This window comes from Devosia sp. (assembly GCF_035944845.1).
Taxonomy (GTDB): domain Bacteria; phylum Pseudomonadota; class Alphaproteobacteria; order Rhizobiales; family Devosiaceae; genus Devosia_A.
Map to the genome: position 1 here is coordinate 1 of NZ_DASZAW010000131.1, position 23,919 is coordinate 23,919.

Annotated in this window: 26 protein-coding genes; 12 read left to right on the forward strand and 14 right to left on the reverse strand. The window is 65.3% G+C overall.

Translation table 11 applies throughout. The annotated features are described in order from the left end of the window. Together VGV07_RS25670 and VGV07_RS25675 are read right to left on the reverse strand one after the other, a co-directional pair. Positions 1 to 945, reverse strand: a 945-nt coding sequence (locus tag VGV07_RS25670; protein ID WP_326871578.1) for an LptF/LptG family permease, incomplete at its 3' end; no start/stop codon positions are given. Beyond that, entirely contained in the window at positions 942 to 2,030 is a 1,089-nt protein-coding gene (locus VGV07_RS25675; RefSeq protein ID WP_326871579.1) for an LptF/LptG family permease, read from the reverse strand. The genes VGV07_RS25670 and VGV07_RS25675, both read right to left, overlap by 4 nt. A 226-nt stretch (positions 2,031 to 2,256) precedes the next feature. Between VGV07_RS25675 and VGV07_RS25680 the strand changes: the two genes are divergently transcribed. Genes VGV07_RS25680 through VGV07_RS25690 form a run of 3 tightly spaced genes read left to right on the forward strand, consistent with a single transcriptional unit; the run spans position 2,257 to position 4,756 of the window. Continuing rightward, the gene (locus VGV07_RS25680; RefSeq protein WP_326871580.1) at positions 2,257 to 3,753 is read left to right on the forward strand and encodes a leucyl aminopeptidase; all 1,497 of its coding nucleotides are present in this window, start codon (positions 2,257 to 2,259) and stop codon (positions 3,751 to 3,753) included. Further along, positions 3,750 to 4,313: a hypothetical protein gene (locus VGV07_RS25685; protein WP_326871581.1), complete on the forward strand. Its 564-nt coding sequence runs from the start codon at positions 3,750 to 3,752 to the stop codon at positions 4,311 to 4,313. Before VGV07_RS25680 ends, VGV07_RS25685 begins: the two co-directional genes overlap by 4 nt. After that, a complete protein-coding gene (locus VGV07_RS25690) occupies positions 4,310 to 4,756 on the forward strand; it encodes a DNA polymerase III subunit chi (protein ID WP_326871582.1) in 447 nt (148 codons plus the stop codon). The genes VGV07_RS25685 and VGV07_RS25690 overlap by 4 nt, the downstream gene beginning before the upstream one ends. 160 nt (positions 4,757 to 4,916) lie before the next feature. On the opposite strand, the gene VGV07_RS25695 is transcribed toward VGV07_RS25690, so the two are convergent. Both VGV07_RS25695 and VGV07_RS25700 read right to left on the reverse strand, forming a co-directional pair. Further along, positions 4,917 to 5,345 carry a cupin domain-containing protein gene (locus VGV07_RS25695; RefSeq protein ID WP_326871583.1) on the reverse strand — a complete coding sequence of 143 codons (429 nt, stop codon included), beginning with the start codon at positions 5,343 to 5,345 and terminating at the stop codon, positions 4,917 to 4,919. Further along, positions 5,342 to 7,228, reverse strand: coding sequence for an ABC-F family ATP-binding cassette domain-containing protein (locus VGV07_RS25700; protein ID WP_326871584.1), 1,887 nt, complete (start codon positions 7,226 to 7,228; stop codon positions 5,342 to 5,344). Before VGV07_RS25700 ends, VGV07_RS25695 begins: the two co-directional genes overlap by 4 nt. Positions 7,229 to 7,323: 95 nt before the next feature. Here VGV07_RS25700 and VGV07_RS25705 point away from each other — a divergent pair, with 95 nt between their 5' ends. Then, the gene (locus VGV07_RS25705; protein ID WP_326871585.1) at positions 7,324 to 7,725 is read left to right on the forward strand and encodes a hypothetical protein; all 402 of its coding nucleotides are present in this window, start codon (positions 7,324 to 7,326) and stop codon (positions 7,723 to 7,725) included. 37 nt (positions 7,726 to 7,762) lie between these two features. Here the strand turns inward: VGV07_RS25705 and VGV07_RS25710 are convergent, their stop codons facing one another. Then, positions 7,763 to 8,665 carry a hypothetical protein gene (locus VGV07_RS25710; RefSeq protein WP_326871586.1) on the reverse strand — a complete coding sequence of 301 codons (903 nt, stop codon included), beginning with the start codon at positions 8,663 to 8,665 and terminating at the stop codon, positions 7,763 to 7,765. A 101-nt stretch (positions 8,666 to 8,766) separates the two neighbouring features. Beyond that, positions 8,767 to 9,231 carry a GNAT family N-acetyltransferase gene (locus VGV07_RS25715; protein ID WP_326871587.1) on the reverse strand — a complete coding sequence of 155 codons (465 nt, stop codon included), beginning with the start codon at positions 9,229 to 9,231 and terminating at the stop codon, positions 8,767 to 8,769. Between the two features lie 109 nt (positions 9,232 to 9,340). Between VGV07_RS25715 and ndk the strand changes: the two genes are divergently transcribed. The 4 genes from ndk to VGV07_RS25735 all read left to right on the forward strand — a co-directional run bounded on the left by ndk (position 9,341) and on the right by VGV07_RS25735 (position 12,507). Beyond that, positions 9,341 to 9,763 carry a nucleoside-diphosphate kinase gene (ndk, locus tag VGV07_RS25720; protein ID WP_326871588.1) on the forward strand — a complete coding sequence of 141 codons (423 nt, stop codon included), beginning with the start codon at positions 9,341 to 9,343 and terminating at the stop codon, positions 9,761 to 9,763. Between the two features lie 202 nt (positions 9,764 to 9,965). Next, complete coding sequence (locus VGV07_RS25725) at positions 9,966 to 11,990, forward strand: DEAD/DEAH box helicase (RefSeq protein WP_326871589.1); 2,025 nt, start codon at positions 9,966 to 9,968, stop codon at positions 11,988 to 11,990. A gap of 51 nt (positions 11,991 to 12,041) precedes the next feature. After that, positions 12,042 to 12,320 carry a 4-oxalocrotonate tautomerase family protein gene (locus VGV07_RS25730; protein ID WP_326871590.1) on the forward strand — a complete coding sequence of 93 codons (279 nt, stop codon included), beginning with the start codon at positions 12,042 to 12,044 and terminating at the stop codon, positions 12,318 to 12,320. Between the two features lies 1 nt (position 12,321). Further along, positions 12,322 to 12,507, forward strand: a complete 186-nt coding sequence (locus VGV07_RS25735) for a 2-hydroxymuconate tautomerase (RefSeq protein ID WP_055879248.1) — start codon at positions 12,322 to 12,324, stop codon at positions 12,505 to 12,507. 276 nt (positions 12,508 to 12,783) lie between these two features. On the opposite strand, the gene VGV07_RS25740 is transcribed toward VGV07_RS25735, so the two are convergent. From VGV07_RS25740 to VGV07_RS25755, 4 genes are all read right to left on the reverse strand, one after another. Continuing rightward, entirely contained in the window at positions 12,784 to 13,572 is a 789-nt protein-coding gene (locus tag VGV07_RS25740) for an ion channel (protein ID WP_326871591.1), read from the reverse strand. Between the two features lie 45 nt (positions 13,573 to 13,617). After that, positions 13,618 to 14,823, reverse strand: a complete 1,206-nt coding sequence (locus VGV07_RS25745) for a sugar efflux transporter (RefSeq protein WP_326871592.1) — start codon at positions 14,821 to 14,823, stop codon at positions 13,618 to 13,620. A gap of 70 nt (positions 14,824 to 14,893) precedes the next feature. Beyond that, on the reverse strand, positions 14,894 to 15,718 hold the full coding sequence (locus VGV07_RS25750) for a FecR family protein (protein WP_326871593.1): 825 nt from the start codon (positions 15,716 to 15,718) through the stop codon (positions 14,894 to 14,896). Positions 15,719 to 15,861: 143 nt separating this feature from the next. Then, complete coding sequence (locus tag VGV07_RS25755) at positions 15,862 to 16,728, reverse strand: FecR family protein (RefSeq protein WP_326871594.1); 867 nt, start codon at positions 16,726 to 16,728, stop codon at positions 15,862 to 15,864. A 301-nt stretch (positions 16,729 to 17,029) separates the two neighbouring features. On the opposite strand from VGV07_RS25755, the gene sugE reads away from it, so the two are divergent. Together sugE and VGV07_RS25765 are read left to right on the forward strand one after the other, a co-directional pair. Further along, a complete protein-coding gene (gene sugE, locus VGV07_RS25760) occupies positions 17,030 to 17,344 on the forward strand; it encodes a quaternary ammonium compound efflux SMR transporter SugE (RefSeq protein ID WP_326871595.1) in 315 nt (104 codons plus the stop codon). A gap of 182 nt (positions 17,345 to 17,526) precedes the next feature. Then, on the forward strand, positions 17,527 to 17,718 hold the full coding sequence (locus VGV07_RS25765; protein ID WP_326871596.1) for a hypothetical protein: 192 nt from the start codon (positions 17,527 to 17,529) through the stop codon (positions 17,716 to 17,718). Positions 17,719 to 17,726: 8 nt separating this feature from the next. Here the strand turns inward: VGV07_RS25765 and VGV07_RS25770 are convergent, their stop codons facing one another. Then, a complete protein-coding gene (locus VGV07_RS25770) occupies positions 17,727 to 17,999 on the reverse strand; it encodes a hypothetical protein (protein ID WP_326871597.1) in 273 nt (90 codons plus the stop codon). 85 nt (positions 18,000 to 18,084) lie between these two features. Further along, a complete protein-coding gene (locus VGV07_RS25775; RefSeq protein ID WP_326871598.1) occupies positions 18,085 to 18,393 on the reverse strand; it encodes a hypothetical protein in 309 nt (102 codons plus the stop codon). 202 nt (positions 18,394 to 18,595) lie between these two features. Between VGV07_RS25775 and VGV07_RS25780 the strand changes: the two genes are divergently transcribed. Together VGV07_RS25780 and VGV07_RS25785 are read left to right on the forward strand one after the other, a co-directional pair. Then, a complete protein-coding gene (locus VGV07_RS25780) occupies positions 18,596 to 19,312 on the forward strand; it encodes a response regulator transcription factor (RefSeq protein ID WP_326871599.1) in 717 nt (238 codons plus the stop codon). Beyond that, on the forward strand, positions 19,312 to 20,640 hold the full coding sequence (locus VGV07_RS25785; RefSeq protein ID WP_326871600.1) for an ATP-binding protein: 1,329 nt from the start codon (positions 19,312 to 19,314) through the stop codon (positions 20,638 to 20,640). The genes VGV07_RS25780 and VGV07_RS25785 overlap by 1 nt, the downstream gene beginning before the upstream one ends. A gap of 32 nt (positions 20,641 to 20,672) precedes the next feature. On the opposite strand, the gene VGV07_RS25790 is transcribed toward VGV07_RS25785, so the two are convergent. Continuing rightward, positions 20,673 to 21,467 carry a M10 family metallopeptidase C-terminal domain-containing protein gene (locus VGV07_RS25790; RefSeq protein ID WP_326871601.1) on the reverse strand — a complete coding sequence of 265 codons (795 nt, stop codon included), beginning with the start codon at positions 21,465 to 21,467 and terminating at the stop codon, positions 20,673 to 20,675. A 113-nt stretch (positions 21,468 to 21,580) separates the two neighbouring features. Next, complete coding sequence (locus VGV07_RS25795; protein ID WP_326871602.1) at positions 21,581 to 23,716, reverse strand: hypothetical protein; 2,136 nt, start codon at positions 23,714 to 23,716, stop codon at positions 21,581 to 21,583. Positions 23,717 to 23,919: the final 203 nt, after the last annotated feature.

Here is a 23,919-nt window from a genome sequence, read left to right on the forward strand (position 1 = left end):
CGCCATCTCGGTCACGACATAAACCAAGACGCCAAGGACGATACCATAAAGCACCGCCCCACCATACTTATTGGTCCTTCGATAACCGGCCGTAAACGCGAAGGCAATGACCAGCGAGCCACACAGCGTAAGTGGCAGTGCCAGGAGCCTGAGGAACCGCGTTTCGGTTTCGGCGCGCTCGCGGGTATCGGTGAGCCGGGCGGCCAGTGATCCGGCCAGTTCCCACACCGTCATGTCCTTGACCGAGGCGATCCGGGCGCGCATATCCCCGGCTGTGCGGCCCGTGGGCAGGCGAAAATCCGTCATTGCTTCAGGCATTTCGTTGGATCGGTAGCGCGTCGCCTCCGCCAGCACCCATTCGTTGCCGACAAGCTCGGCTGACGCCGCCTCGATCCGGTCGCGCGGCGTTTCCATCAGGAACACGTTGACACTGCCCAAAGCCATCCCCGACGGGTTCACATAGCCCGCCTCGAGAATGTAGTGGACATCGCCTTGCCGTTCATCGAGCCACAACGTGCCGGCCCGGCCGACCTCGCCGCTTGTGGTGCTTGGCGAAAGTGTGCGGTTGAACTGAATCACCGCCGTATCCACCACCAGCGTTACCAGCACCCCGCCCGCAAGGGTGACCGCCAGCGGCGCGATCATCACCCGCCAGACCGAGCGGCCCGAAGCCTTGATCACGGTCATCTCCCGCGTCGCCTGCAGGTTCAGCAGGCCAGCGACGGTGCCCACGAGGAAGGTGAGCGGCAGCGTATCGATAATCCACCGGGCCGCTGCCAGCGCCACGGCTGCCAGCGCCAGCGGCGCGCCTCCGGTCGCCGCCAGGGCGGCGAAGCGGGTGGTATTGAGTGACTCGACCAGCAGCACGATGCCGAACAGCACCACCAGTGTCAGCCCCACATTGCTCGCCAGCCGCCTGACGATGATCCAGTCGATCCGGTTCATCGGCTATGCGCCTCCCGGGGCAGGGGCGCGAGCAGCCGCAATCGATAGACGAGCATCGCGATGGCGATGACGATCAGGACCACGACGCCGGTGAGTTCGTGCGCCCAGCCGGGAACAGGTGCGTAGGAGGTGACTGAACGTTCGAACAGCACCGCGCCGAGCACCGTGATCTCTACCGGCAGGATCGGCTCTCGGCGGCGGCCGGAGGGGAATGCGCTGATGGCCGCGACGAACAGGCAGAGCGCCAGCACCCGCAGGCCATCGGCAGTCCGCTCGGCGATGTGCCGTTGGTCTTCGCTGGGCATTTCGCCCGCGCTGAGGCCGCGAGCGATGAGTCCGTATGTGGTCTGGTCGCCGCGCCGGTCGCCGGTATCTTCGTCGCCGGTCAGCCGTTCGAGCGCGATGTCGTAGCGCTCGAACGAGATTTCGGAAAACTGTCCGTCCGCGGTGCGGTACTGGATGGTGCCGTCCTCGAGTTGCAGCACATAACCCAGCTCGTCCGCCGTGATCACTGCCGAGTCGGCAATATAGGTGCGCCGCGTCTCGGCGTCGCGCCGGTCGTCGGCGAAAAACGAGGTGATCTCGCCATCTGCGCCGCGGCCGCCCACGGTGATCGTCACGCCGTCGCCGAGTTCGGCAAAGCGGTTGGGGACCAGCGAGCGCCCCACCAGGTCCGCTGCTGCCTGCGCCTTGATCAGGTTGTTCTCCCGGCCGGCAATCGGGGCGATCACATGGCCCAGCAGCCACACCAGGAGCGTCCCGACGGCGGCATAGCTGAGAATCGTCCCGAGCAGCACCGGCAGGCGCTGCGAGACGTGGATGATGTGGAGCTCGCGCGAGCCCTGCATCGCCCGCAGCGCCCGCGCCAGCCCGATGGCGAGGCAGACATAGAGAAAGGCTATGGAAAGCGGAGGCAGTCCGAGGATCGTCTGCCAGAACAGCGTTCCCAGCCCGCGATCGCGGACCGCCCCGACTTCGACGATTCTAAGCAACTGCACGAGGTACAAAATGGTCAGCGCGACCCCGAAAAGCGCGGCGGCCTCGGCGGCAAAAAGCCTGAAAAGATAAGTGCCTAGCCGGGTCATGCTGATAAACGGGTTCCGACGCGCGCCCAGCCTCCCGGACTGCCCCCGGCGGATGAACCGGGCGGACTTTGCCCGCCCCGGCCCCGGCTTGGCAAGCCAATGGGGCAGGGACGTGACCATTGCCCCCGGGGATGTTGCGGGATTGACGCGACGGGCGTAGCCACTATCAGTCGTGGGCCTGCTCTTCACGGACAGTGTCCGCCCCATTGCCACAAGGTATTTTCCCATGCCGAACCGGATCGAGATCAAGACCGCCACCCTGCCGCTGCAGGCGACGGGAACGCTGGTCGTCTATGTCGCCGAGGGCGCTGCCCCGGCGGGAGGCGCGGCCGACGTCTGGAAAGCGACAGGGCTCGACTGGCAGAAGGTCGCCACCGCCGCCGGCTTCAAGGGTAAGCAGGGGCAAGTGATCGACCTGTTGGCGCCGGCCGGAGTCGCGGCCGACCGGCTGCTGTTGCTCGGCAGCGGCAAGTCGGCGCCTGACGCGGGCCTGTCAGCCTGGACCGACCGCGGCGGTTCGCTCGCCGGCAAGCTCTTGGGCATCAAGGCAACCAAGGCCGCCATCCTGCTCGACGACGCCGAAGCGACCACCGAGCGCATCGGCGAACTCGCTGCCGGCCTCCGGCTCCGCCACTACAAGTTCGATCGCTACAAGCCAGCCCGGGTCGACGACAATGGCGACAGCACGCTGACGGTGACGTTGCACGTCGATGGCAGGGCGGCCGTCGACAAGGCCATTGCCGACCGTCAGGCGACCGCGGAGGGGACGCTGCTCGCCCGCGACCTGATTCACCTGCCGCCCAACGTCCTGGGTACGCTTGAGTTCGCCGCCGAAGCCGCAAAGCTCGCCGACCTCGGAGTCGAAATCGAACAGCTCGACGAAAAGGCGATGCGCAAGCTCGGCATGCATGCGCTGCTCGGGGTTGCGCAGGGCTCGGCCCGGCCGCCCCGCCTCGTCATCATGCGCTGGAACGGCGGCAAGGCGAAGGAACAGCCCATCGCCTTCATCGGCAAGGGTGTGGTGTTCGATTCCGGCGGTATTTCGCTGAAACCCGGCCTCGGCATGGAGGATATGAAGGGCGACATGGGAGGCGCTGCCGCCGTCACCGGCCTGATGCATGCGCTCGCGGCCCGCAAGGCCAGGGTGAACGCCATCGGTGTCATCGGTCTCGTCGAGAATATGCCCTCTGGTACCGCCTACCGCCCGGGGGACATCCTCACCGCCATGAGCGGCACCACCATCGAGATCGTCAACACCGACGCTGAGGGCCGCCTCGTCCTCGCCGACGCCCTCTGGTACACGCAGGATCGCTTCAAGCCGAAGTTCATGATCAACCTCGCAACGCTCACCGGCGCCATCGGTGTGGCGCTCGGCAACGATCACGCGGGGCTCTTCTCCAACAACGACGACCTCTCGGCCCGGCTGCTCGCCGCCGGCCTCGCCACCGGCGAGAAACTCTGGCGCCTGCCGATGGGCGCCGCTTACGACAAGCAGATCGACAGCCGTTTCGCCGATATCAAGAACTCGGGCGGCCGCCCGGCCGGTTCGATCACCGCCGCGCAGTTCCTCGCCCGCTTCGTCAACGACGTGCCGTGGGCGCATCTCGATATTGCGGCAGTGGCGCTCGCCTCGCCCAGCAGCGAGACCAACACGGCCTGGGCCTCCGGCTTTGGCGTGGCGCTGCTCGATCGGCTGGTGCGCGACAACTACGAGGCCAAATGACCGGCGCCTTGCCAGAGCTGCCGCTCATCGCCAATCCGTCGCGCCTGTGGCTGCTGCCGATCGCGGCGATTGCGCTGTTCGCCGGGCTGGTGGCGCTGCTGCCCAGCGGCCTGTTGTTGGCCAGCCTCGTCGGCCTGCTCGGGATGCACCCGAGCGTGGAGCTGACGTTGCTGGCGCTGCCGACCTTGGCCGTCGCGACGTTCTTCCTCGCAGTGGCAAGCGTGGTGATTGGTGACCTTCGCCTCGCGCATCCGGTACTGACGATCGACGAGCATGGCGTGTTCGATCGCCGCGTCACCGACACGCCGATCGCCTGGAACGAGGTGGTGGAAGTTGCGCCGGCCCCCGGTGGCGGTGGCGTCCTGCTAGCCCTGAAGACGCCGCGCGAGACCCGTCTCAGTCCTTATCGCGCCGGCACCGCCGGGTTCCGCCAGCCCGCCGCGGGCCTGGCCAATATTCCGGTCCGCGGCATGGACCGCCCGGCGAGACTGCTTGCCGAGACGCTGACTGCACTGGCGTTGCGGCACGGCGCCGTACCGCCGACGGAGGGGGTTGCGTGACCGAGATCCTGTTCTACCACCTCGAAAGCCAGCCGCTCGAGCGCGTGCTGCCGGTGCTGCTCGAAAAATCGCTGGAACGCGGCTGGAGCGTTGTGGTCGAAACCGCCAGCGACGAGCGGGCGAGGGTGCTCGACGACATGCTCTGGACCTATCGCGACGACAGCTTCCTGCCACATTCGCTGGCAGGCGGCGATGCCGATCATCTGCAGCCGGTGCTGATCACCACTCGGCCGCATAACCCCAATAATGCCGAAGTCCGCTTCTTCGTCGACCGCGCCGTGCCGCTGTCGGGTGATGGCTACCAGCGCATCGTCTTCATGTTCTCCGGCCACGACCCCGATGCGGTGACTGAGGCGCGAGCTGCCTGGAAAGCGCTGCGCGACGGCAACGAAGTGACCTACTGGCAACAGGACGGCAACGGCCGCTGGGCGAAGAAAGGGTAGGGCGCCGCCGGATCGGCCGGCGACTGCTGACCCCCACCCCTGTCCCCTCCCCCTAAACATGGGGAGGGAGACCAAAACACCGCCATTAGTGAGAGCGTCTCCCTCCCCATGTTTAGGGGGAGGGGACAGGGGTGGGGGTCAGCCTGCACCGGCTTTGCGGTCAGCCCGGCTCCCACCCGTCTTCCGCCTGCTCGAATTTCGAGAACTGGAACCCCGGCGCCACCGTACACCCCACCAGCGACCAGTCGCCGAGGCAGGTCGCCTGCTGCCAGGCGCCGCGTGGGATCACCACCTGCGGGCGCTCGCCGGTGACGAGGTCGTTGCCCAGCTGATGCTCCGTCACACTCTTGCCGTCGCGGGAGATGCCGATCGTCATCGGCGCCCCGGCGTACCAGTGCCACACCTCGGTCGAGTCCACCCGGTGCCAGGCGCCCGATTGCCGGTCGGTCAGCAGGTAATAGATCAGGGTCGAGCGCGGCCGGCCGCCCGCATCGGTCTCGTCGGCAAAAGTCTGGCGATAGAAACCACCTTCGATATGCGGCTCCAGCCCCAACAGGCCGACAATCTCGCTTGCGGTCATCGCCGTCATCCCATCGCCCTCTCGGCCTGCTCAAGCTCTTCGCTGAGCGTCAACCAGCTTTCCTCGATCTTGGCGATTTCGCCTTCGAAGCGCGCCTTGTCCTTGCCGAGCAGGATCACCCGCTCGGGCGCACCGTCATAGGTCTTGGGGTCGGCGAGGAAGCCATCCACCCGTGCCAGTTCGGTCCTGAGCCGCCCGAGCTTTTGTTCGAGATCCTTGATCGACTTGCGCAGCGGCGCCACTTCGGCGCGTTTGGCCGCCGCATCCTGCCGGGCCGTCTTGCGGTCCTCGAGCACCGGGGCGGCCTCCTTCTTGCTGCCTTTGCTGGCGCTGTTGGAGGTCAGCAGCCGCTGATAGGTGTCGAGATCCTCGTCGAACTCTTCGATGGTGCCGTTCTGCGCGATCCACAGCTTGTCGACGGTGGCGTCGATCAGGTGCCGGTCGTGGCTGATGATCAGCACGGCACCCGAGTAATCGTTGAGCGCCGCCACCAGCGCGTCGCGGCTGTCGATATCGAGATGGTTGGTCGGCTCGTCGAGGATCAGCATCCCCGGCCCGCCAAAGGTGATGAGCCCGAGCAGGAGGCGCGCCCGCTCGCCACCCGAAAGGTTCTTCACCTTGGTGTCCATGCGCGAGGTGGTGAGCCCCATCTGCGCCACCCGCGAGCGGCGCTTGGCCTCGCTGTCATACGGCATCAGGTCGATCACATGCTCGAACGGCGTCTGCTCCGGCTTCAGTTTGTCGAGCTGATGCTGGGCGAAATAGGCGATCTCCAGCCCCTTGCCCTTGCGCATCTCGCCGCCCATCGGCCTCAGGTCGCCCGACAGCAGTTTGGCGAAGGTCGACTTGCCGTTGCCGTTGACGCCGATCAGCGCGATGCGGTCGTCCGGATCGATCCGGTTGGTGATGTGCCTCAGGATCACCTTGTCGCCATAGCCCACCGACACGTTGTCGAAGGTCATCATCGGCGAGGCCGGGACCTTCTTGGGGTCGGGGAAATTGAACGGCGACGAGCTCTCGTCGAACATCGCCGCCGGCGGCTTCAGCTTGGCGATCATCTTGACGCGCGCCTGCGCCTGTTTGGCCTTGGTGGCCTTGGCCTTGAAGCGGTCGACGAATTTCTGCAGGTGCGCGATCTGGTCGAGGGTCTTCTCGCGGCTCTTGTTGTTGAGCTCCATCTGCATCCGGCGCGTCTCTTCGAACGTGTCGTAGTTGCCTTTGTAAAAGGTGAGCTTCCGGTGCTCGAGATGCGCGATCGAGTTCACCGCCTTGTTCAGCAGGTCACGGTCGTGGCTGATCATGAACACGGTATAGGGATAGGTCGCGAGGTACTTCTCGAGCCACAGCGTGCCTTCGAGATCGAGGTAGTTGGTCGGCTCGTCGAGCAGCAACAGGTCGGGCTGCGAAAACAGGACGCCGGCCAGCGACACCCGCATGCGCCAGCCGCCCGACAGCTCCGAGGTTGGCCCCAACTGCCGGTCCTTTTCGAAGCCAAGGCCTTTCAGAATGGTCGAGGCCCGTGCTTCAGCGGTATGCGCGTCGATCTCGGCGAGCCGTGTGTGGATGTCACCGATCCGGTGCGGGTCGGTCGCCGTCTCGGCCTCCGCCAGCAGCGCCGTACGCTCCTTGTCGGCCGACAGCACCACGTCGAGCACGCTGATGTCGCTCGCCACGGCTTCCTGCGCCACCGCGCCGATGCGGGCCTTCTTGTTGACCTCGATCGTGCCGCCCTCGGGCGAGATCTGCCCAAGGATCAGCTGGAACAGCGTGGTCTTGCCGGTGCCGTTCTTGCCTACGAAACCGGTCTTCGAACCGTCAGGCAGGACAAGGTTGGCGTTCTCGAACAGGGGGCGGCCCTGGATGCGATAGCTAAGGTCGGTAATGGTCAACATGGCGCGGCCGATGCATCCGCGGCGCGCGGAATGCGTTACTGGTGAGATGGGTCAAATCGAAGCGACCCAATAGACTGAGAACCCGGAGAAGTCCAATGCGCCTCGTTCCTGCCACCCTCGCGCTGTGCCTCGTTTCCAGCGTGGCCCTTGCCCAGGAGCTGGCGCCGCTGAATGATCTCAAGGCCTGTCGCCTCGATGCCGAGCTGGTGTCGCTCAGCTTCAGCTATGATGGCGGCGCCTGCGAGAAGACCGGCAACGGCAGTGTCGACCTGGTCGATTCCGGCACGGCGACGGTCACCATCCCGGTCGTCCCCACTGCCGAAGTCTGCACCATGCAGGTGGTGAAGGTGCCCCACGCCAGCGCCATCAACGCCGTCGACGACGTCACTGCCCTCGAGGTGCAACTGGTGAGCCCGGGCGGCGAAGTGCAGGCCAAGGGCAAGGTCGAGATCGCGCCGCACTCCCCGGATTGCGTGCCGCCGGTGCCGACGGAGTAGGGCACTCAATCGAGGCAAGGGCGGCTCGCCGGCCCTGTCATTTCGGTCGGTCGCGCTGCGCGAGCCCGAGCGACACAGCCGCCAGCACAATCAGGACAGTCAGCAGCAAGGCGCGGATCAGCGTCATCGCCACGCCTTGCTCGAACGCCGCCTGGTTGGTCCGCAGATAGCGTTGCAGGAGGTCGTCGATCTCATCCGACAATGACGATGTCGACGCGTTCCTCAGCTCGAGGAGGCGCTTGAGATGAGCGACTTCGCCACTCACAACAGCCTCTAGCCATCGCAACCCGTTCCTCACCTCGTCGGCGCTGACATGGGAGTAGATCGAAGACAGTTGCCGGCTCTCGTCCGCCGTAAGCGTGACGGTGGCGATCGGGTATCGAACGATGCCGCTTTCGTCCCTGGGCACCGTGAACAGGCAGAAGAACAGGTCGAGCGCGACCAGCTTGCTGCCATCGGCCATCGTATCGATGTCGCGTCTTGCGCTCCAGACCGGCGTCGACCACGGATAGCCGGCCGTGCAGGATTGCTCGAGGTCGAGCGCCCTCTGCAGGTCCGCGAAAGCCTCGATCATCGGGCCGGCGCCGTCACGTTCAGCGGGGTTCTCCAACAGCCTCGCGATGGTTGCGAGGTAGGGCGCATCGACTTTGCTGCGCTCCTCCATCAGGAACATGTCGCGTGAGTACGTATTGTAGTCGCGGAACTTCGACTTGAGGCCACCGAACACCTCGCTCGTCGATGCCGATGAGTTGGTCTCACTGCTGCTGAAGAAATGTGACCAGGCGTAGCTGAACCCGGCATAGTCAGTCGCTGCGATCGCCAGGGCGATCACCACGATCAGCGAGCCGACCTGAAGCCGCCTGTCGGTCCATGGCCGGCTGCCACGTCGGGTGGTCGTAGTATCGCCATGCGGCGTATGCGCAGACACCACAGAAGACATTTGTCCCCTCCGGTTAAGCCCGCTGCCATCCTACTCCGGTTTTGACCGTGGTGTCAGAGGGCTGGGCACGGGCGGGTGGGCCTGCCGCCGGCGTCGAAGGACTAATCCTTGTTGAGGTTCAGAAGCATGACCGGTGCCTTGCCGAACTGCGTCTCGGTCACCCCGGTCTCGATGAAGCCGACCGACCGGTAGAAGGCGAGGGCGTCCTCGCCGGCGACGACGTGCAGCGTCGACGCACCCATGGCCCTGGCCAATTCCTTGGTCCGTTCGATCAGCCGGCGCCCGATGCCGAGGCGCTGCATGGCCGGATCGACGAACAGCCCGTCGAGTTCCGCATCCCCATCCGGCCTCGGCAGCACGACGGCGAAACCGGCGGTGGTGCCGGCGGCGTCGGCCACGCACGCCGTTGCAGGCGTCAACTGCTCGACCGGCACCTGCACCGCTTCTGGGTGCGCCAGTAGCGTGTCGCGATCGCGTTCACTTGCCATCACCGTCTTCCAGACGATAGCGACCAGAGCCGGCTGATCATCGGCCCTTGCCGGGCGAATAGTGTATCCGGAGCCCATTGGCCCTCCACTTGCTGCAGTGCAGGTGACAGAACGCCCGTCTTGCGCCCGTCACGCCTTCCCGTTAGAAGGCCGCACCCAATTCAGACCTACTCCAAGGACCAGACACATGGCCATTGAGCGCACCTTCTCCATCATCAAGCCCGACGCGGTCCGCCGCAACCTGATCGGCAACATCCTTGCCGTGTTCGAAAAGAACGGCCTCCGTCCGGTCGCGCTGAAGAAGATCAAGATGACCCGCGCTCAGGCCGAGGGCTTCTACGCCGTGCACAAGGAACGCCCGTTCTTTGGCGAGCTGGTCGAGACCATGACCTCGGGTCCGGTGGTCGTGCAGGTGCTGGAAGGCGAGAACGCCATCCTGAAGAACCGCGAAGTGATGGGCGCCACCAACCCGGCCAACGCCGCCGAGGGCACCATCCGCAAGCTCTACGCCGTTTCGGTCGGCGAGAACTCGGTGCACGGTTCGGACGCTCCCGAGACTGCCAAGGAAGAGATCAAGTTCTTCTTTGCCGACGACGAGATCGTCGGCTGATCGCCGGCTAGACGACGATTTTCCGAGGGCCGCCTCCGGGCGGCCCTTTTGTTTTGCTAGTGCCGCAACCACGATGTCATCCCCGCGAAAGCGGGGACCTCCGTTTGCGATCGCGCCGCAGGCCACAAACAGAGGTTCCCGCTTTCGCGGGAATGACCCGGTGGGTGCTATACTCATCGAGCAAACAGCAAAGATGCACCCCGTGAACCTTCCCGAGACCATCCATCCCGCGCTCGCCGCCGCCCTCACGGCCCGCGGCTACGACACGCTGACCCCGGTACAGCTGAGCGTCCTCGCGGCCGAGGCCGCCGAGCGCGACCTTCTGGTGTCGGCGCAAACCGGCTCGGGCAAGACCGTGGCTTTCGGCATGGCGATCGCCCCGACGCTGCTGGGCGAGGCTGAACGGTTCGAGCCCGCGAGCGCGCCGTTGGCGCTGCTGATCGCTCCGACCCGCGAACTGGCCCTGCAGGTGCAGCGCGAGTTGCAGTGGCTCTACGCCGAGACCGGGGCGCAGATCGCGGCCGGGGTAGGGGGCATGGACATCCGCACCGAGCGGCGGGCGCTGGAGCGCGGCGCCCATATCGTCGTCGGCACGCCCGGGCGGTTGCGCGATCACATTTCGAAGGGGGCCCTCGATCTCAGCCAGGTCCGGGCGGTGGTGCTCGACGAAGCCGACGAGATGCTCGACCTCGGCTTCCGCGAGGACCTCGAGTTCATCCTCGAAGCGGCGCCCGAAACGCGCCGGACCCTGTTGTTCTCGGCCACGGTGCCGCGCGCCATTGCCGACCTCGCCAAGACGTTCCAGCGCGATGCACTCCGCCTCGTCGCCACCAGCGCCGGCGAGCAGCACGCCGACATCGAGTACCAGCAGGTCGTGGTGCGCAACGACGAGCGCGAGCACGCCGTCATCAACATGCTGCTGCTGCATGACAGCTCCAACACCATCGTCTTCTGCCATACCCGCGAGTCGGTGAAGCATCTGACCGCCCGCCTCGCCAACCGCGGCTTCCCGGTAGTAGCGCTGTCGGGTGAACTGACCCAGGCCGAGCGCTCCAACGCGTTGCAGGCGATGCGCGACGGCCGGGCTCGTGTCTGCGTCGCCACCGATGTCGCCGCCCGCGGCATCGACCTGCCCAATCTCGATCTCGTCATTCACGCCGATGTGCCGTCCAACCCGGAAACATTGCTGCACCGCTCCGGGCGCACCGGCCGCGCCGGACGCAAGGGCATCTGCGCGCTGATCGTGCCGCTGCACCGCCGCAGCGCCGCCGCACGCGTGCTGCGCGCGGCCAACCTCGAAGCCACCTCCCGAGGCGCCCCGACCATCGCCGAGATCGACGCCCGCAACCGCGAGCAGATCATCGCTACCGCGGTGGCTGTCACCGCGCCGAACGAGATCGAAGCGCCATTCGTCGCTGAACTGCTCGAGCGCCTGACGCCGGAACAGCTCGCCGCGGCCTATATCCGCCGCGAACTGGCGGCGCGCCCGGCCCCTGAGGAGGTGTCCGAGCAGCCGATCCCGGCGTTCAACGAGAAGCCGCCCCGCCGCGACAAGCGCTTCGTTGACGAAGATGGTGCGCCCCGCGGCAAACCCGAGCCGATGCAGGACGGCCGTTGGTTCACCCTGTCGATCGGCCGCAACCGCCGCGCCGATCCCAAGTGGCTGCTGCCGATGATCTGCAAGGCCGGCGACGTCACCAAGCGCGATGTCGGCTCGATCAAGATTCTCGACACCGAGACCCGCTTCGAGATTGCCGCTGACAAGGGCGACGCCTTCGCTGCCGCGATCGGCCGCATCGGCGGACAGATCGAGGCCAACACTACCATTGCCGCTTCCGGTCCGCCCTCGACGGCAAACAGGAAGAAGTTCAACCGAGACAGCGCCCCGCGCTTCAACAAGCGCGACGATGCCGCTCCGCGCTACCAGCCGCGCGAGGAGCGCCCGGCCCGCGACGATGGTCCGCGCTACAAGGTCCGCTCGGACAGGGGTGCCAAGCTCGCCACCAAGCCGGCCCGCGAGATCACCCCGCCGGTAGCCTTAGACGCGCCGCCGGCCACGCGTGAGCCGGTGCTGTTCAACAGGAAGCCTACCGAGAAGCCGAAGGTGAATCCCAAGGACAAGGGCAAGCCGAAATACAAGAACCGCGAGAAGCGCGACCCGCCGGCCGACGCCGCCGGGACCGCCCCCCGCAAGAAGCCGAAGAAGGGCTACGATCCGCTCGGTTGACGAACGTACCTCGGCTGCCGCATCCTCCCCCCGGCGTTTGGGGAGGAAACCATGCCTTATGTCCGTATCGAAATCACCGACGGCGCGACCTACGAGCAGAAACTGCAGATTTACAAAGAGACCACCGAGATGCTGGTCCGGATCCTGAACAAGAAGCCGGAATACACCTTCGTGGTCATCGAAGAGGTCGACAACAAGAACTGGGGCCACATGGGGACGTCCGTGGCCAAGATCCGCGAGGCAGAGGCCAGCGCCGCAGCCAAGGTCACCAAGGCCAAGGACAAGGACAAGCCGAAAGCCAAGGCGAAGCCAAAGACCATCAAGGCCTGACGTGCCCGAGATTCTCGTCCACATCGTCGAGGGCCGCTCGAAAGAGAGCAAGAAAGCGTTGATGAAGGACATCACCGACGCGGTGGTGAAGAACTTCAACGTGCCGGCCGAACGCGTCGTGGTGCAGATCGTCGAAAGTCCGAAGGACAGCAAGTCGAGGGGCGGCGTGCCCTTCGACGAGATGTAGCCCGCGGGACAAGACCCGCGCTGGAGCGAAGCCGACCCCCTGCCTCTGTCCCTTCCCCCCAGGGGGAAGGAGACCCTTCGACTTGTATGGGGGTTAGGTCCTTCCTCCTGTTGATGGCACCTCTTGCCTTCTCCCCTTGTGGGAGAAGGTGGCCGAAGGCCGGAGGAGGGGTATCTCTCCGCGTACTGTGTCGCCCGTCGCCGCGCTCCGGTCGCGCTACACACTCCTTGCACGGCCCCCTGATCCGCCTTCTCGCACCTCGCAGCGGACAGTCCGTCAGTTCCCGGGATCGGGGATATTCAGCACATGTCCGCAGGCCTTGCAGTGCACCGCGTCCGGTTCGTGCCGCTGCAACCCGCATTGCGGGCAGGGGAAGAACACCTTGTGCGGTCGAAACAGCGATTGCGCCAACCGCACGAACAGCGTGATGCCAACAATCATCACCGCGATCGAGGTGAGCTTGCCGGCCGTGCCTGGCAGCGTCACATCGCCATAGCCCGTGGTCGTTACCGAGGTGACGGTGAAGTAGAGCGCGTCGACGTAGCCCTCAATGCCGGAATCGGGGCTGCCAAAAAAGGTCAGCACGAACCCCGAGACGAGGAACAGGAACGTCACGATGTTGACGATCGCCTCGCCCTGTTCGCGATATTGCGTCAGCTTGAACTTCTTCAGCGGCCGCCACAGCACGCCGCTTTTTGACAGCGTCCATAGCCTCAGGATGCGCAGGAAGCCGAAATTGGCGAGCCATGCCGGCAGCAGCAGCGTGACGAGGATGAAGATGTCGACGATCGTCGTCGGCTGCCGGAGCCAGCGCAGCGGATCGGTCGAGGCCAGGGCGCGCGCCACGAGGTCGGCAATCAGCAGCACTGCCACCGCGATGTCGAACCAGATGAAGCTCGGCCGGTCGCGCAGCAAGGGCGTCGCGATGAAAAAGGCGATGATCGCCAGATCGACCAGCAACACCGCGAACTGGAACCGCAGCGCCATGGTCGAACTGCCGTGGTAGAGCAGCCGCAGGGTCGAGCGCAGGCGGGTCACGACATGCTCGGGCTTTGCCTCATCCATTGGGGTGTCTCCTCTTCGCGGAGCTTGCCCGGACGGCATCCACTGTCAATGCTGTGCCGCCGGTTGGCGTTGCAGCACGTTGTGCGCGACCAGCAGCACTGCCGCCCCGGCCGTAGCCAGCACGGCCGCGACCCAGAACAATTCAAGGTATCGACCCGGTGCCGCGACCAGGCCGAAGATCCCGGCCGATAGCATGCCGGACGCCACCACCGTCACGTCGAGCAAAGATGTCGACAGGCCCACGCGGCCTCGGATTGCCTCCTGCATGTAGCTGATCGGGACGCTCATCAGCACCGCGATAGCGATCGCCCGCGGCACCTGCAGCCAGAACACCTCGGTGACCCCGCCCGCCTGCGTCAGCAGCACCTGGTAAAGCGCGTAGATCAGCGCTCCCGCTGCGATCAGGGTGTGCTTCCTGAAGCGGCGGCCGAGGAAGCCCCAGGCCAGCATCAGCGGGATCTCCAGGAACGCCCCGATCCCTGCGGCGATACCGACATCGCCGATACTGCCTCCGAAATGGCTGACCATCGCCAGCGGCGTCGCCGTGCCGCTGACCTTGATCGCCACGTTGATCAGCAGGATGCCGCAGATACCAACCAGCATCGGCAAGGCAATCCCGCCCGCGCCATCGGCTCTGGGCTTGGGCGGCGATGAGATAACGCGGGTGGCGGGGTCGGCCAGCATCACCAGTGAGATGGCGCCACAGACGAGATAGGCCACGGCCGCCAGGAGGTAGACGTCGAACACGTTGTAGACCGCAGCGATCCAGCCGGCGAGCGGTGGCACCATCACCCACGACGCCGCATAGATCGAGCGCAGCACGGTGATGCGGAACTCGGCGTCCTTGGGGCGGGTCTGGTCGTAGTAGACCCGGGCATAGGCGAAGGTCTGGCTGAACGCCGAGTTGCCGAATGGCAGGATCACGCAATAGGCGATGACGAAGGCCAGCGGGCTGCGCAACCAGTACATCAGCCCCATGCCGGCGGCGCCGAGCAGCGCCGTCGCCAGCATCAGCAGCCGACGGTCGCCGATCCGGTCCGACAGCCAGCCGAGCGCCACTGACGCGACGACGCCGACGATCGAGGCCACCGTCAGGATCAGGGCGAAATCGCCGTGCCCGACCTTTAAGGCGTCGATCGCGATGATCGCGTCATAGGGCGCCGTCGAGGCGTATCCGACGCCGATCGACAACAGGCTGGCGGAAACAAGCGCCGCCATCGGCAGGCGTGGTTCAGGCGCGTCGCGAATCAATAGTCTCCTCGGCGACGATCCCTAAGACAGAGTCGGGGAGGATGACCAAGAAATTTGACCGCGGCTCTCGCTAGTCGCAACAATACAGGTCGCAATCGCACTGTTCCGGCGGCGGTTCCTGGTTGCCGGGATCTGGCACGAACTGCGGTGCGTCGCCACTGTCGCCATAAATGAGACTGCGCGGTGTGTCGGCCACAAAGCCCTTCTGGAAGCACTCCTTGGCCTCCTCGACGCGGAAGGCGCCGAGCAGCGGAGCCTGCGACTGCGCATACTTGAACTCGGCTTTCAAGTCTTCGCGCGCGGCCCCCTTGAAGTCGTCGGTGTGGCCGAGAATCTCGGACTTTCCGAGATCATAGGCCCCAAGTTCGCAGGTGTCGTCCAGCGTCACGCAGGTGTTGTCGAGGTTACAGAGCACAACTTGCCCATGATAGAGCAGCACCCGGGTTTCCTGGGTCGCCGAGTTGAAATCGAACGACGTCCCGCGCACCCCGATGGTGCCCGTCGGGGTCTTGATGACATAACGGTCCTTCGGCGCCCGGCCGGTAGTAAACCGGAACGTGCCCGACAGCGCATTGATGGCAAACTTGCCGGCCGACTCGTCGTTGCGCAGCAGGTAATCCTCGATCAGCAGCGCCGAGTTGGGGCCGACCACCAGTTCGGTCTGGTCGCTGAACTTGATCTGCACCTGACCCTTGGCACCGGTGACCACCCGGTCGCCGATGAAGATGTCGGCCCCGACCGTCAGCGTCTTGCTGTCGGCCTTGGTCTCGACAGCGGCAGCGGGGTCGACACCCAGCGCCTTGCCGCTGGCGGCAATCGATGCGGTGGCGTGGGATAAAAGTGCGAACGCAACCAACGCGCAGGCGAGGAGGGGTCGCCATATCATCTTGTACATCTGGAGCCTCGATAGTGTATTACCATGAAGATCGCCCAGCCCCCCGGCGAGCGTACTTGGAACGTCTAGTACACAAGTCCTGGGGCGAGCGCCAGCGTGGGTGAAATGTCGGCGCCGTTTGTGATCCACAGGAGTTTCGACGACTAAAGGCAGAATTCGCCGCCGGGAACGCTGTCGTCGGGCCAGCAACTGTCGCCGTCGCCATCCGGTGGTGGGACATCATCTGGCGGCGGCACGGGGTCGGTCACCGGCTCGAGCCGGGGAGCGGTGCCGCTGTCCCCATAGATCAGGCTCCGCGGAGTGTCGGCCACAAAGCCCTTCTGGAAACATTCCTTGGCCTCCTCGACGCGGAACGCCCCGAGCAGTGGCGCCTGCGACCGCGCATACCTGAACTCGGCCTTCAGGTCCTCACGGGCGGCGCCCTTGAAGTCGTCCGTGTGCCCGAGGATTTCGGACTTGCCGAGGTCGTAGGCCCCCAATTCGCAGGTGTCATCGAGCGTCACGCAGGCGTTGTCGAGATTACAGAGCACCACCTGGCCGTGATAGAGCAGCACCCGAGTTTCCCCAGTCGCCGAGTTGAAGTCGAACGAGGTGCCGCGCACGCCGATCGTACCCGTCGGCGTCTTGATGATGTAGCGATCCTTCGGCGCCCGGCCGGTAGTGAAGCGGAAGGTTCCCGACAACGCGTTGATGGCGAACTTGCCCGCCGACTCGTCGTTGCGCAGCAGGTAGTCCTCGATCAGCAGTGCCGAGTTCGGCCCGACCACCAGTTCGGTCTGGTCGGTGAACTTGATCTGGACCTGGCCCTTGGCGCCGGTGACCACCCGGTCGCCGATGAAGATGTCGGCCCCGACCGTCAGCGCCTTGCTGTCGGTTTTGGTCTCGACCGCGGCGGCCGGGTCGACGCCCAGCGCCTTGCCGCTGGCCGCGAGGGTAGGCAATGAGAAGGCAATAAATCCGAGCGCAGCAAGTGCGCGGGCGAGGGGGGCTCGCCAGATCAGGGGGTGCATATGCGTCCTCGGCTATGCAGTGACATGAACATCGCCCGGCCCCCCGGCGGGTGCGACTGGGGGTCTCCTACACAAGGCAAAAACCCGCTTCCAGACCCAAAAACAGCATTCCATCGCCCGTGCGATCAAACCTGTTCAGGGAGCGTTCAGCTTGTGATGACCGTGCCAGTCCCGGGCTGGCAGATCGGTACCCCCAGGCACTTCTCAATGGCGCGCCCCGGGCCTATATCGCTCCCGTTGGGGACGACCCCGACACTTCCCATCGTCAGGCGGGACGGCCCACGTTCAAGGAGCTCCTCCCATGGCGTGGGTTTACCTCACCATTGCCGGCCTGCTGGAAATCGTCTGGGCCATCGGCCTCAAATATACCGAAGGCTTCACGCGGCTCGGACCGACGGCCGTTACCGTGGCGGCGATGGTCGCCAGCATCGTGCTGCTTGGCATCGCCCTGCGCGATCTGCCGGTCGGCACGGGCTACGCCATCTGGACCGGTATCGGCACCATTGGCACCGCGGTGCTCGGCATTTTGGTGTTCCACGAGCCGGCCACCGCGCTGCGGCTTGCCAGCATCGGGCTGATCGTCGCCGGCATTGTCGGCCTCAAGCTGGTCAGTTGATCGGCGCTTCGGCGCGGCAGCTGTTGCTTCCGCGCCAGCCTCACCGATGAAAAACGCCGGATAACAGAAAAGTTGATGGAACCTTCTGCGCTTTTCCGTAACCTGATTTGTGGGGGCTCCGTCAGGCGGAGCTAATCCGCGCCGAGCGTCAGCGCATCTCGAAAAGAAAGTAAAGGGGAGCCATGCTGTTCCGCTCTGCTGAGGTCGTGTCTGTCCTCATGCTCGTTGTTGGCTTGATCATCGCCAAGCATCTGCCGCTGCTTTCCAGTCTGCCGCTGTCGCAGATCACCGGCATCGTCTGCTTCACATTCGCCATCTATCTCAGCCTGCGCATCTACAATGCCGAGCTGAAAAAAATCCGCGCCGAGGAATAGGCGACGGACTAATAGTCCATCGCCTCATCGGTGGCGTCGGGGAAGTTGCTGCGCGCCTCGTCGATGGCTTTTCGGCAGGGCTCGGAGAATTTCGACGCGTTCTCGCGAATGCATTGCGCCAGCCGGCCCTCGCCAGGCTTCTGATCGCCGCAGGACGATTGGAAGTCGTGCTGGCAGGCGCGGCGCAGTTCCATCTTCTGCATCAGGTTCAATTGTGTTGCCTCCGCCCCCGTCGCTGCGAACAGCAGACCGGACAGCGCGAGAACCAGACCTCGTTTCATTGGGCACTCCTGTGAAAAGATGAGCGGGGAGCCCTGCGGTTGGGGTTCCGGGGGCTGCCCCGCTCCACGGCCGGGTCGTGGCCGATCAGTATGCGGTGACGCGGAACCGGCGGCTGTGGCTGTTGCCGGCCGGACCAGTCACCGTTCCCTTGCAATCCCATTGCTCATAGGCGACGCGGACGCACATGCCCGAGCGCTTCAGCGTGTTGCCGTTGACGCCGGTAAGCTCGGTTTCGCGATAGCACGCGCCCTGGAAGCAGTAGACCTCTGCCGAGCGGCTAAGTGTGCCGCGGTCAGTGTCGATGGTCACCTTGCGTTCCCAGGCGGAGGCGCTGCCAGCGCCTCCCACGATGGCTGCCGTGGCAAGGGTAAGGACGACGATGAGTTTTCGCATTTCTGGTCTCCTGGTTTCGATGGGGAGACGATGCGCCCGGGTCTTTGCGCCGCTGTTGCACGCGGGCGCCCTCGTGTAACGATTTGTAACAGCGGCAGCTCGGCGGTTGCCGCCTCATCGGTGTAACCGCTACAGCGCTTGGGGCGACGTATCGCCGACCTAATTGCTCGACAGCGCGACAGATCAGACAACCGGCCGCTTCATGGACCCAGCACGCCTGCTCGTCATCGAGGACGATCCTGACCTGCGGGCATTGCTCGCCGAGTTCCTCACGCGTGAGGGCTATGATGTGCGCACCCTCGATACTGGCCGGCTGGCGACGCAGACCATTGCGAGCTTTGCGCCGGCGCTGGTTGTCCTCGACATCATGCTGCCCGGCGAGGACGGCTTTTCCGTCTGTCGCCGCATCCGCATCGAGAGCATGGTTCCGATCATCATGCTGACGGCCAGGTCGGACGACGTTGACAAGATCGTCGGGCTGGAAGTCGGCGCCGACGACTACCTCGGCAAGCCTTTCAATCCCCGCGAGCTGCTCGCGCGCATCCGCGCCCAGCTCCGGCGCTCGGCGGCCCTGGTGCCGCCCGCCGTGCCGGTCTCGCGCCGCAAGGCGGTGGGCGAACTCATCATCGACCTCGATGGCCGCGCCATCGCCACCCGCGCCGGTACGCTGGTGCCCCTCACCACCGCCGAGTACGACCTGCTCGCCTGCTTCATCGAACGGCCGCGCCGCGTCCTCTCCCGCGACCAGTTGCTCGACTGGACGCGTGGCCGCACCGCCGATCCGTTCGATCGCACCATCGATGTCACCGTCTCGCGCCTGCGCGCTCGCCTCGCCCCGGTTGCACCGAGCGTCGTCGACGCCATCACGACAGTGCGCAACGGCGGCTATCTCTTCGCCATGCCGGTCGAGGACGCCTGATGCGCGGCCTCCCCCTGTCGCTGCGGCTGGTGCTGATTGTCACCGGCGCCATCTTCCTGCTCCAGATCGCAGCGTTCGCCGTGCAGGTGACGCGCGATGACGGTTTCACCCTGGGTGGTATTCGCCCCTCCTTTGCCCGCCAGGTGGTCAGCCTGGTCCGTTTGTTCGATCGCCTGCCGCCGCTTCGCCGCAGCCTAGCGCTCGATCTGCTCAACAACGCTCGCTTCGACGTCGCCGTTGTGGATAGCCCACCGGCGCCTGATCCCGGTGGCCTGCTGCTCGGATGGAGTGCCCGCATCACCGCCGACCGGATTGCGGCCGAAGGGCTCGATCGCGACCGCGTCGAGGTGAGCAACGTGCGCTCTGCCCGTGGCGAGGGCGACGGCCCGTTCGCTCGCCTGGTCGGTCGGCACCTGCGGATTACCGTGGCGCTGGAGGGCGGCGCCTATCTGGTCATCAACCCTGCAGGCGAGGTCGATTCCTACGTCTATGGCGGGATTCTGGCGGCCCTTGCCGCGCTGGTCGGCCTCCTCGTGCTTGGCGTCGCCGTCGTCCTTGTCCTGCGAGAAACCCGGCCACTGGCCGCTCTTACCGCCAATGTCGAGGCCTTCGCCCGGACCGTATCCCCGCGCGAGCTCGAGCCGCGCGGCGCATCCGATCTTCGTTCGCTGATCGGGGCCACCAATGCCATGCAGCACCAGATCGCCGCGCTGATCCGCGATCGCGCCCTCATCCTCGCGGGCATGTCGCACGATCTGCGAACCCAGGTGACCAAGCTCCGCCTTCGCCTCGAACTCATGCCGCCCTCGCCGGGTCGCGATCAGGCCGTTGCCGATGTCGAGGCCATGCAGGCGCTGGTCGAGCAGGCACTGGAGTTTGCCTCGCTCGCCGACAAACCCGGCGAGGGCCGCGCCGATATCGGTGCCACCCTCGACGGCATACGCGCCGATCGTCCGGAATTGGCCTGGTCCGGCCACCCTCCGCTCGAGGTCGCCATCGGCGAGCCGGCGCTCCGCCGTGTGCTCCACAACCTGGTGGGCAACGCCATCGCCTACGGTCGGCAGGCCGATGTCAGCGTGACTGCCACCGCCACCGAAGCTGTCGTTGCCATTGCCGACCGTGGTCCGGGCATTCCGCTCGGCGAACGCGAGCTGATCTTCGAGCCCTTCTACCGCATCGAGGGCTCGCGCAGCCGCTCGCACGGCGGCACCGGGCTTGGGCTGGCGATCGTCAGGCAGATTCTCGATCGCCATGGCGGCCGCATCACCGTCACGGATCGCCCGGGCGGCGGCACGATCTTCACCGTCTTTCTGCCGCTTGCCGTCTGAGCGCCATCCGCAGCCGGCGCAGCCGCAATGATCTAGAGGATGAAATCGGCCGCGTACATTGGCAGTCGGCCATTCAGTTCGAGCTGGAAATCCGCCACGCCGTCACCGTCCGTATCGCCTTCAACCAGCGTTACGGCGGAAAGGTCGGCACGCTGTTCGTAGACCCAGCGCAACTCGCCGGCCTTGCCGGTGAACTCGGCAAAGCCCAGCAACTGAAATGCCTGGTTGCCGGCAAAATGCTCGTTGGCGTCGATCGACCCCAGGTTGATCTTGTCCGCCGTCGGCTTGAAATCCCAGATCACGTCGCGCGTCGTCTCGCCCATGCCGATCTCCTCGACATTGCGAAAGTCGAAGCGATCCCGGCCCTGTCCGCCGAGCATGAACTCCGTACCGAGCCCGCCGATCAACAGGTCATTGCCGGCCCCGGCGTTGAGATAGTCATCGCCGTCGCGCCCTTCGAGCCGGTTGCTGCCGCCCCAGTCGATCAGTTCGTTGTCCGACGCGTTTCCCAGCAGCGGGCGGCCGGAATAGTCGATGGCCATGGTGAGGTTCTCGATCTCGGGATAATCCTCGAGATCGATCGCCACGGTTGCGCGGATGGTGTCCACGCCACCGATATCGATGATGGTGTCGGAGCGATCGTCGATAAGCTGGTAGATGTCATCCCCAAGGCCACCCTCGAGCAGGTCGGCGCCGCCATGCCCGAACAGCTGGTCGCTGCCACCGAGCCCGAGGATGTGATCATCCCCGGCAAACCCGAGGATAGAGTCGTTGGCATCGCTGCCGGTGAGCGTCTCGGGCGCGTCGGTGCCCATGATGTAGGCCATGGAACTCTCCCTCAGAGCGCTTTCAGGAAAAGTTGCAGACTTTTCCGGTTCGAAAGCGCGACCAAATCAATGACCTGGATCTTTTCACCGTTTCACTCGAAACGGTGAAAGATCTAGAGAATGAAGTCGCCCGCCGTCAGCACATGCTGGTCGCGCAGTTCGAGGCCGAAATCGGCGTCCCCGTCGCCGTCGAGGTCACCCTCGATGATGGTCACCACCTCGCCGTTGGTGAAGGTGAAGTAGTCGTAGCGCAACTGCCCCCACTTGCCGGTGAACTCGCCATCGCCGATGAAGGTGAAGGCCTGGTTGCCGTTGCGCCAGACGTTCGCATCGACGCCCGCAAGGTTGATCAGCCCGCCCGCTTCGAAGTCGACGATCACATCGCGGCCCACGGTCGGCTCGCTCTGGTTGCTGGCGAAGTCGAAGCGATCCGTGCCGGCGCCGCCGATCAGCACATCGCGGCCAAAGCCACCGATCAGGATGTCGTCGCCACCGCCCCCCTCGAGCCGGTCATCGCCATTGTCGCCCGAGAGCACGTTGTCGCCAAAGCCGCCGACCAGTCGGTTGTTGAGGCTGTTGCCGTTCACGTGCCAGTCGCCCGCATCGGCGAGCACCAGGTTCTCGATCTCGGGATTGCCGGCGAGGTCCCAGTGCGTCGTGGCGCGGATCGTGTCGATGCCGCCGCTATCGATGATGGTGTCGCTCCGGTCGGCGAACACGAAATACTCGTCGTTGCCGAGGCCGCCTTCGAGCGTGTCTGCGCCCGCGACGCTGCGCAGCGAGTCATTGCCCACATCGCCGATCAGGTGGTCGTCGCCGCCGTAACTGATCAGCACGTCGTTGCCGAGCCCGCCGCGCACTGTCTGGTCGCCGGCTGCGTCGATCCGGGTCACGGCTTCAGTGGGCTTCAGCCCGAACACGACCGCCGTGGTTCCCGAGAGATAGAGGCCGCCCGGGCTGGCATTGCTGTTGCCGAAGGCGAAGTCAGCAAAGCCGTCGCCGTTTAAGTCGCCGAGCCCGGCAACGTCTTCGAAACCGGAATAGGGGTCGGAGCTGTCGATCTCGAAGCCATTGCGACCGTCGAGATCATCGACATCGAATCCCGGCGTGTGGAACGTTGCCCGGCCGAACACCACATGCGCCCGGCCATAGCCGGTCTGCACCAGCACATCGTCGAAACCGTCGCCGTTGACGTCCCCGGCGCCCGCCACCTCGACCCCAAGCCGAGACAGGGTAGGGCCGCGGATGACGAAGCCGTCACTGCCGTCGAGCGCCTCGAGGTCGAGCGAAGCGTCGAACCCATCCGCCTTGCCGAACACCACATAGGCTTGCCCGCCATCGATGTGGCCATGCGGCCTGGCGTTCGGGTTGCCGACGATGAAGTCGTCGATGCCGTCGCCGTTCACATCGCCTGCCGCCGCGACCGAGCGGGTGACATCGGGGTCGAGCCGGAAGCCGTTACTGCCGTCGAGCAGGTCGACGGTGAGGTCGGCGGGAAATCCGTCGGCGCCGCCGAAAATCACTGCTTCTCCGACGGCGACGTCGCCGTACCCGTCGCCATTGATATCGCCGATACCGGATGGGGGCTCGTACCCGCGCTCCAGCTGCCTGAAGATCGATGTGGTGGCGTCGGTGACGATCGCATCCGCCGCAAAGCCGTCCGCCTGGCCAAGCAGCAGCCGGGCCTCGTAGTCGGTGGTGATCAGCACGTCGTCGAAGCCGTCGCCATTGGTGTCGCCGGCCGAGGCGATGGTGTAGCTGGCGGTCGATCGCGGCGGCCCGTTGAGCGTAAAGCCGTTCTCGCCGTCAAGCTGCTCGAGCCAGAAATACGGTTCGAACCCATCCGCCTTGCCGAAGACGACATGTACGTCCTCGTAGCCATACTGGTCGGTGTCGTTGGTGGTCCCCACCATCAGGTCGTCGTAGCCGTCGCCGTTGATGTCGCCGGCGGCCTGGACGTACCAGGGCTTGTCCACCGTATCGATCGCGAAACCGTTGCTGCCATCGAGTTCGGTGATGTTGAAACTGGCCGGAAACGGCGTGGCCGAGCCGAAGACGACATAGTTGTAGACGGTACCGCCTAGCCGGTCGCGGCCGCTGACGATGATATCGTCGAAACCATCGCCGTTGACGTCGCCGGCGTTCTCGACGCTGGTCCCCAGCCTGTCGTCGGTCGTGGCGCCGGTAATGTTGAAGCCGTCGCTGCCGTCGAGCGCGTCCGGATCGATGCTAGGTGGATAATAGGCCATGCTGAAAATCCTCCCGGAGTATCCCTCAAGGCTCCGCCTCGGCCCGCGATACGGGAACGCAACCGTTCGCATGTGGGGGATGCCTCAGGCGCATGGATAAGCGTGGATTCCGCCGATCGATGCTGTCGCGGCCACCTGTGCTGCCTATTGTTTCGGCATTCGATCCACCGACACGCGCTGTGGCTCGCCACGTGGGCAACCGC